Source organism: Pseudoalteromonas sp. MelDa3 (genome assembly GCF_002863625.1).
GTDB classification, from domain to species: domain Bacteria; phylum Pseudomonadota; class Gammaproteobacteria; order Enterobacterales; family Alteromonadaceae; genus Pseudoalteromonas; species Pseudoalteromonas arctica.
Genome location: NZ_PJBR01000250.1, coordinates 1 through 7,943, shown reverse-complemented (window position 1 = coordinate 7,943; position 7,943 = coordinate 1). Strand labels below are relative to the sequence as shown.

7 protein-coding genes are annotated in these 7,943 nt (G+C 37.6%); 1 reads left to right on the top strand and 6 read right to left on the bottom strand.

Annotated features, from left to right (window positions below; translation table 11 throughout):
• Nucleotides 1-380, bottom strand: a 380-nt coding sequence (locus CXF89_RS20600) for a PACE efflux transporter (protein ID WP_121955632.1), incomplete at its 3' end; no start/stop codon positions are given.
• A 129-nt stretch (nucleotides 381-509) separates the two neighbouring features.
• Between CXF89_RS20600 and CXF89_RS20595 the strand changes: the two genes are divergently transcribed.
• Nucleotides 510-1,418, top strand: a complete 909-nt coding sequence (locus tag CXF89_RS20595; RefSeq protein ID WP_121955631.1) for a LysR family transcriptional regulator — start codon at nucleotides 510-512, stop codon at nucleotides 1,416-1,418.
• Between the two features lie 6 nt (nucleotides 1,419-1,424).
• Here CXF89_RS20595 and CXF89_RS20590 read toward each other — a convergent pair whose 3' ends face one another.
• From CXF89_RS20590 to CXF89_RS20570, 5 genes are all read right to left on the bottom strand, one after another.
• Nucleotides 1,425-2,078 carry an MOSC domain-containing protein gene (locus tag CXF89_RS20590; protein ID WP_121955630.1) on the bottom strand — a complete coding sequence of 218 codons (654 nt, stop codon included), beginning with the start codon at nucleotides 2,076-2,078 and terminating at the stop codon, nucleotides 1,425-1,427.
• Nucleotides 2,079-2,467: 389 nt separating this feature from the next.
• Nucleotides 2,468-3,400: an alpha-E domain-containing protein gene (locus CXF89_RS20585; protein ID WP_121955629.1), complete on the bottom strand. Its 933-nt coding sequence runs from the start codon at nucleotides 3,398-3,400 to the stop codon at nucleotides 2,468-2,470.
• A 1-nt stretch (nucleotide 3,401) separates the two neighbouring features.
• Entirely contained in the window at nucleotides 3,402-4,856 is a 1,455-nt protein-coding gene (locus CXF89_RS20580) for a circularly permuted type 2 ATP-grasp protein (protein WP_121955628.1), read from the bottom strand.
• Nucleotides 4,857-4,902: 46 nt separating this feature from the next.
• Nucleotides 4,903-5,781, bottom strand: a complete 879-nt coding sequence (locus CXF89_RS20575) for a transglutaminase family protein (RefSeq protein WP_024590933.1) — start codon at nucleotides 5,779-5,781, stop codon at nucleotides 4,903-4,905.
• Nucleotides 5,778-7,943: circularly permuted type 2 ATP-grasp protein (locus CXF89_RS20570; protein ID WP_121955627.1), on the bottom strand; the 2,166-nt coding region annotated here is incomplete at its 5' end. The genes CXF89_RS20575 and CXF89_RS20570, both read right to left, overlap by 4 nt.

Genomic DNA, 7,943 nt, shown 5'->3' with positions numbered 1-7,943 from the left:
TTAAAAGTAAAAGCGTAAAGGGTTATAAAAAAAGTTACGCCGATATCCATTATTAATGCTTCCCATAAGCCTACGTTTAAAATGCTCGCCATTACGGGAATAGTAAAAACAAGTAACCCGCCTTGAAATAAAATCACGTGAAAAATACGGAATAATACAGAACGTTGCTCTTTTGCACCGGTAGCTACTTTGTCAAAAAACCAATTAAAAACAAAATTCCAACACATCGCAATCGTTGCAATTATAATCATAGTGCCTGATAAAGCCGATATTGCATGCTCTGTAAATACAGCCAAACCAATAATCGACAGCGTTACCGCTAATACTTCAAACAAAACAGCCTGAAACATCCTCTCTAGCGACCCCATTTTTGCATCCATAATTAACCCCTTTTACGCCAAATAATTAAAGAAAATAATAGTGACATAATTTAATTATTTGCAAAGTTAGTAGCCATCACCTTTAGTGATAAGATGAGCAAATAAGTACTCACCTTTAAGTTGAATGATATGTATAGTTTTGAGCAACTAAAAATTTTTGTAACCGTGGTAGAAACAGGATCTTTTTCGGCAACAGCCCGAAAGCTTAACCGTGCACAATCGGGAATTAGCCAAGCTATTTCTAATCTTGAAATAGCGATTAATCAAACATTGTTTACGCGTAATAAAAATATACCCAGCTTAACGATTAGCGGTAAGGCATTGTTACCTGTCGCATACTCTATACTTCATCAGCAAAAATATTTTGACCAAAAAGTGGATGCATTAGCAAAAAATTATGAGCATGAGGTAATTATAGCTATTGATGAAAGCCTAAATAATCAAGATATTTTAAAAGTGATTACCCCACTTGCTGATCAGTTCCCGATTACTAATTTCGAAATAATATCGACAACAACTGACGATGTAGAAAACTTAGTAAAAATAGGAAAAGCACAACTAGGTATCATTTATAGTGATGGGGAACTAAAAGTTGATATGGATTTTTTTCTATTGGGTCAAGCTCGATTTTTAACGATTTCATCACCAGAACACCCGCTTGCAAAGCTAAAGGCTGTAACAAGCAATGATTTAAAAGCCCATAGGCAATGTGTTCATCGCAGCCTTAGCCAAAAAGAGTTATGGTTTAGCTACGCAATTAGCTCTAGGATTTGGTACGCAAATACACATCAAACCCTTATCGACTTAGTAGTTCAGAGTATTGGTTGGGTGCTTGTACCCGAGTTTGCTATTAAGCGGTATATAAACCAAGCTGAAGTGGTAACGCTACCCGTTACTCATGAACAAGGCGGTTGGCTTACTCCTGTGGGATGCGTTGTTTCAAGAAGCCAATCAACAGGACCTGTTCTTCAAAGTTTAATAAATAGGTTGCAGCAACACTTTTTAAAGAGTGATAGCGCGGGAATAAAACAGTTTTAAACTGCTTTATTCACTTTTAATAGCAAGCTTCTTCTTTAGCTTTTCTTGCCACTCTACAGCAAGCTCTGGCAAAGTTAATGCTTCTAAAAGTATGTCTTCATAACCTACGTATTTTTTATCAAAAAATGCCTGGAACAGTTTTTTAACTGATATGTCGTGCGAGGCTTTCTTCTCGATAACAACACTATCACCCGTTTTTGCAACGCCTTGCTCTAGTACCCTAAAATAAACGCCAGTGCAGTAATGCTGCGTAAACAGTTTAAGGCTGTTTTTATTATTAAGCGCGATAGCGAGTTTAAAACAGGGTACACGAGGCTGGCTTACTTCAAGCAGTGCAGTACCAATTCGAATATGGTCACCTATGTGTATATTCGCTTCATTAAGGTCAGAAATCGTGAAGTTTTCGCCAAAGGCACCTACTGCCAAATCATCATTCTCGAGGGTTTGTTTCCAATACTCATAATGATTGTGCGAAAAAGCATATACCGCTTTATCTACCCCGCCGTGATTAACTAAATCAGCTTGCTCGTCACCTATAATATTTAGTTTTTCAATAACAACAGGTTCGTTAGTTCGGGTTTTGAATATTCCCGTTTTCACCTCTTTACCATTATGAATAAGAGTTTTAATTTTAGAGATATTAGTCGAGATGATTTTCATTGCGATACCAACGGATGAGGAAGTAAAGATTAATTATGCAGGTTTTAAAATTATTATAAATAAATTTAAGCAAAAAAATGACCGCTCAAGACTAGGGCGTGTTTATCTTTGTGGATTGAAATTTGTTCAATCTAGGGGCGATTAAATCGCGGCGCGAGGTTTGTAACCTAGTGGGCTAAGTAAAAACCGAGCAACAAAGAGTTAATCGTCCCTAGAAAGAACCCAGAGGGCAGCGCATGTTTGGTATTTATGCTGCGTTATCGCCCATTAATAGGGAATAACCACACTACATAGGCTCTGCCTTGCCTAAAAACCAAACAACCTGCTGCAAATTCAACCACCAAAGTTCAACACGCCCTAAGCAGTCATTTCACAATATACAGCTTTTATTATTCTGCTTGCTTTAAAAAATACGTCTCGGCTAGTCCGTTATGTATTCCAGCTAAGTCTATTTGTATTTCATCGATAAAGTCATGCAACAGACCATTTTTAAGTACTCGTACGTCTTTATTTTCTAACTCAACAATTGCATTATCAATTGATTTAATAATTTCTATTGAGTTTGGCAAAGGTAAAACCAATGCTTTTAATTCATTCATACAAAATAAAATAGATCGTGGGAATACTTTGCTGTGCATCACAAATTCTATTACATCTGCACGCTGTACTCTAACGCCCATTTCTTGGCGATACATTTGATAAGCACTTAATGAGCGCAATAAGCTGATCCACTGAATATTATCAAATGGCTTCACTTCCTCTTCATTAGTAATTAACGTAGCTGAGCGAATATCTAAAATTCGCGATGTCATGTCTGCGCGCTCTATAATCGAACCAAAGCGGATAAAAACATAGCCCTGATCATGATTAATTGTGGCATCTAACGCCCCAAATATTTGATGGGCTGAATCTATAATCTTTTTTAAATAATCAAAACGTCCGCGCTTTGTTATCCCTTCTTTTTGATTATCTTTTACATAATAATAAAGAGAGTTAATTTCTTCCCATACATCTCGAGGTATTACATCGCGGATTGTACGTGCGCTTTCTCGTGCCGAGGTAATAGAGTTTAAAATTGACGAGCTGTTATCACTACCAACAAGTAAATACCTTAATGCTTTTTGCTCAGAAAAATCAGTATGGTTTTCTGAATACGCTTTGCGTACACCAATAATATCAATTAATGGCTCCCAGCCAGTACATACGCCTTTGGGTAAGTCCATCATCAGTAAATTGTTAACGTTGATTAAACGAGCTACATTTTCCGCACGTTCAATGTATCGAGATACCCAATATAAAGTTTCGCCTACTCTTGATAACATATTATTTAGCCTCTTCGTCAACAATCCAAGTATCTTTACTGCCACCACCTTGTGATGAATTAACCACCAAAGAGCCTTTAACCATAGCAACACGCGTTAATCCACCAGTGGTAACTTGCGTATCTTTACCTGATGATAAAATAAACGGTCTTAGATCGGTATGTCGACCATCTGGTTTATTGCCATCAAATGTTGGTACTGTTGATAAATCTAATGTTGGTTGAGCTACCCAGTTTCGTGGGTCCGCTTTAATTTGAGCAATACACGCTTCTTGTTCTTTTTTGGTTGATTTAGGACCTATTAATAGCCCGTATCCACCAGACTCATTAGCTGGTTTTACAACAAGCTTATCGATATTTTTAATCACATGGTCGCATTCTTTCGGGTCCAAACATTTAAATGTTGGTACATTTGCAAGTTTAGCTTCTTCGCCTAAGTAGTACTTAATCATCTCAGGTACATAGGCGTAAACTACTTTGTCATCAGCAACACCTGCGCCTGGTGCATTAACCAAAGCAACATTACCTTTAGACCAAGCACGCATTAATCCGGGAACGCCAAGTTGGGATTCTGGTAAAAAGGCTTCTGGGTCTAAAAATAAATCATCTATACGACGATAAATAACATCAACTCGTTGTAGCCCTGTGATTGTTCTCATGTATACACAATCATCTTTTTCAACAACTAAGTCCCGTCCTTCTACCAGTTCGCAACCCATTTCTTGGGCAAGATAACAATGTTCAAAATAAGCGGAGTTAAATACCCCTGGCGTAAGTACCACAACTTCTGGTTTATCTTGTGGTCGAGGCGACATTGCCGCTAGCATATCAAATAATTGTGAAGGGTAATCATCAACAGGTAAAATCGACACTTGCTCAAATAGTTCCGGGAATACACGCTTCATTACAGAGCGATTTTCAAGCATATAAGATACACCAGAAGGAACACGCAGGTTATCCTCAAGCACATACATTGTACCGCTACCATCGCGTACTAAATCTGAGCCACAAATATGCGCCCATATTTTATTTGGCGGGTTTATTCCCACGCATTGCTTGCGAAAGTTAACTGATTTTTCTAGTAACCCTTTTGGAAAAACACCATCTTTTATTATTTTTTGGTCGTGGTATAAATCATCTATAAAAAGGTTAAGCGCTTCAACACGTTGCTTTAAACCAACCTCTACGCTTTGCCATTCTTTTTTACCAATTGTACGAGGAATAATATCAAACGGCCAGGCTCTATCAATCATATTACCTTCGTTGTAAACCGTGAAAGTAATACCCATTTCTTTAATTGCTAAATCAGCAACCGCTCTGGCTTTTACTAATTCTTCTGCTGATAAATTAGCAAAAAATTGTGCTAATTGTGTTCCATGCGATCTAACGTTTCCTTGTGCATCAATTAATTCATCAAAGAAACCTTTTGTTTGGTACGCTTTCCAATCAATTTTCATACACTCTTTCACCTTATCCATCATCATATATGACGTAGTTAAACTGCTATTCCATTCGAATCATATCAACTGCTACATCAAGCAATTGACTACCGCCACCAAATACCACTCCTTTTAAAGGAGTTACGTCAGAAAAGTCTCGCCCTACGGCTAGAGTAATATGCTGATCGCGTGGTAAAACATTATTTGTTGGATCAAAATCAACCCAACCAAAGTTTGGCACAAATACCGCAAACCATGCATGAGTTGCATCTGCACCTTCTAGCTTTTCTTCGCCTTCTGGCGGCATGGTTTCTATGTACCCACTTACGTATCGACCTGCTAACCCTACGCTGCGTAAGCATGCAAGCGCAAAGTGTGCAAAGTCTTGGCAAACGCCCCTTTTTTGTGCAAAAACAGTGCTCAAAGGCGTACTAATTGTTGTAAAACCAGGATCATAATGAAATTCATGAAAAATCCGTGCCATTAAATCTTTGCATGCAGAAATTATATTTTTGTGTGCATCAAACGAAATTAATGCGTATTCCTTAATTCCTTTATCTATTGGAATAAGTTGTGAAGGTAGTACAAATTCAGACGTTTTTAATAATTCCGCCGTATTTGGTTTAACCAATAAATCACGTACTTTTCGCCAAGCAATATCAACACTCTCTAAATTGCTATTAGCGCCGACTAACAGTTCTACCTCGCTGATCATCGTTACTTTAAGTTTTTTATGCTGTATTGCTATTTCAAACGCTGTTACCTGATTATTAAAATAATCAGTAAATGTTTGTAAGTAAGTCGGTGTAGGTTCAATTTCTACACGACTACTGTGGCATATTTGCCCGCGATTCGTTTTTGGCGTTAATCGCGCTTGGTTTTGACACAAACTAACAAAGTCAGAATAGTTGTATGTAGTCGAGTGCTTTATTTTATATTTCACGATTGAGCTTGCTCAATATTAGTCCAGTTCAATTTATTTGCCGTTTGGGTATGAGAAAAATACTGTAGTAATAATACATCACAAAATGTATCTAAGTTCATACGCGTATTATGGTTAAATTCGATTAACTGGTTACGTTGTCCATTTTCACTTTTTTGTAGGTAATCTTTCTCAGTTACATAACAACTTGTTTTAGATAGTAAAATTGCTTTTTCGTGTGCCGCAATTACGCCTTGTCTGCGTTTTGTGGGTAAATGCTTACACAACTTATTAATTTCCTCTAACTGAAATAATAAAGAACGTGGGTATTCGGCATCTAAAAGTAATAACTCAAGCCCTGTACCAATGGTTTGATACATTCTGTATCGGCGCTTATGCGTAACTAAACTAACTTGGCAACTTAGCACTGCTTCAAGTAAGCCAAGCTCTTCGGGCTCGTCTAACTCTTTGGTTAATAAAGCCGCACTTAATGATGTTATTTGTAAGCTACGCTCTACTCTTCTGCCCATTTCGAGTAAAAACCAGCCATTACTATTTGGCATACAATCTGTAATCGAGCCATTAAAAGCCATAATTGAGCCTATAACTCTATCTAGACTGCTTTGCATTGCACGCGTTGGAATATTAATATTTACATTTTTAAATACTTTAATTTGCTCATTAATATCATCAATTATTCGGCGACTATCATGAGATAGTAATTCTTGAATTTGCACCGACGCATTTGCAATGTACTTTAATGTATTAATAATACTGCCAGCGCATTGCTCGTCTGCAAGGAGTTGAAAGGCGGTTTCTTTAGACAGATTTACATCAATGCCATCTAGTTTTAAATCAGGTTCTATATAGGGATAAACAATATATTGCGACCTAATGGCATTAGAAAGCCGTGCAACTATACTTTTTCGTATTGAATCTGGGTAAACAGAAAACTCGGTGTACTTGTCTATAAAAATACGCAAAATACGTATGGTGTTTTCGCAGCGTTCTAAGTATCGACCCAACCAAAAAAGGTGCTCAGCCGTACGGCTCGAAATAACCCCTTCGAGTAGCGTTACATCCATTCTTTTTCTAATTGGCACCGGTGGATTATGCTCGCCTAAATCAACTCTATCGGCTGTATTTATCCATGTATCTTTGATCCAACCAGATATTCTCGGGTTGTTACTTTTTTCGTTCGAAAAACACAGTGCTGAAGGAAGTACTTCTACGCCATTTTCAGTGGTTAATGCATAACACCTAAACACCACTGGCTTGGAGATTAATTGCCCGTCATGCCAAAATGGTGCACTGCTAAAAGAAGGTTTTTCTTGGAAAAAGTAATTATCTGGTTCTTTGCTAATAAGTAGCTTTATTTCTTGCTCGTCTAACACTCCATCTAACTTGAGTGTAGGGTCTATAGCAGATAGTAGTTCGAGGTTATTCCAATCAACGGCTTGCGCTTCTTTTACACTTAAATAATTTGGCTCACCTAATAACAGCGGTTGTTTTAAAATTTGCTGCGATAACTTTTCTAAGTTGCACTTTATTGAAGGTGACGAGAGCACACCGCTACCAAACGGGTTTAAAACCTTAACCGACCCTTGTCGTACCGATTGTAATAAGCCCGGAATACCATGAAGTGAATATTCAGTTTGCTCTAAAGAGTCAATACAACGATCAGAAACCCAGCGTAAAATGACATTAATTTTACCCAAGCCTTGTAACGATTTTAAACAAACGTCACCACCACGTACGGTTAAGTCGGCGCTTTGTACTAATGTGTAGCCAAAGTAGGTAGATAGGAATGCATGCTCGTTGTAGTTAGGGTCATCAATTCCTTGGGTGAGAATTACAATTCGTGGGTCATCCATATAATGGGTATATTCGTTAATACCCTCTTGGAATAAATTTAAAAATTCTTTAATTTGCTGAACATTACATTCGGCAAATTCTTCAGCCATTACACGCCTTGCAATAATACGGCTTTTAATTAATAGCCCTAAGCCTAACGGGCACTGACAATGATCGCTTAATACTTTAAATTCGCCTGTTGGCGTGCGGTAAACATCTAATGCAGTAAAAAAGAGTGTTAATTCGTTACTAGGTAAGCTAAAACCTTCGCGTAAGTAATTAGGGTCTTGAAAAAGCTGCTTTGCAGGAATATGACCATCAACTAATAA

What these genes read in the sequence shown, in the direction of transcription:
- CXF89_RS20585 (WP_121955629.1), bottom strand. Translation starts at nt 3,400, where the DNA reads ATGTTATCAAGAGTAGGCGAAACTTTATATTGGGTATCTCGATACATT.
- CXF89_RS20595 (WP_121955631.1), top strand. Translation starts at nt 510, where the DNA reads ATGTATAGTTTTGAGCAACTAAAAATTTTTGTAACCGTGGTAGAAACA.
- CXF89_RS20590 (WP_121955630.1), bottom strand. Translation starts at nt 2,078, where the DNA reads ATGAAAATCATCTCGACTAATATCTCTAAAATTAAAACTCTTATTCAT.
- CXF89_RS20580 (WP_121955628.1), bottom strand. Translation starts at nt 4,856, where the DNA reads ATGAAAATTGATTGGAAAGCGTACCAAACAAAAGGTTTCTTTGATGAA.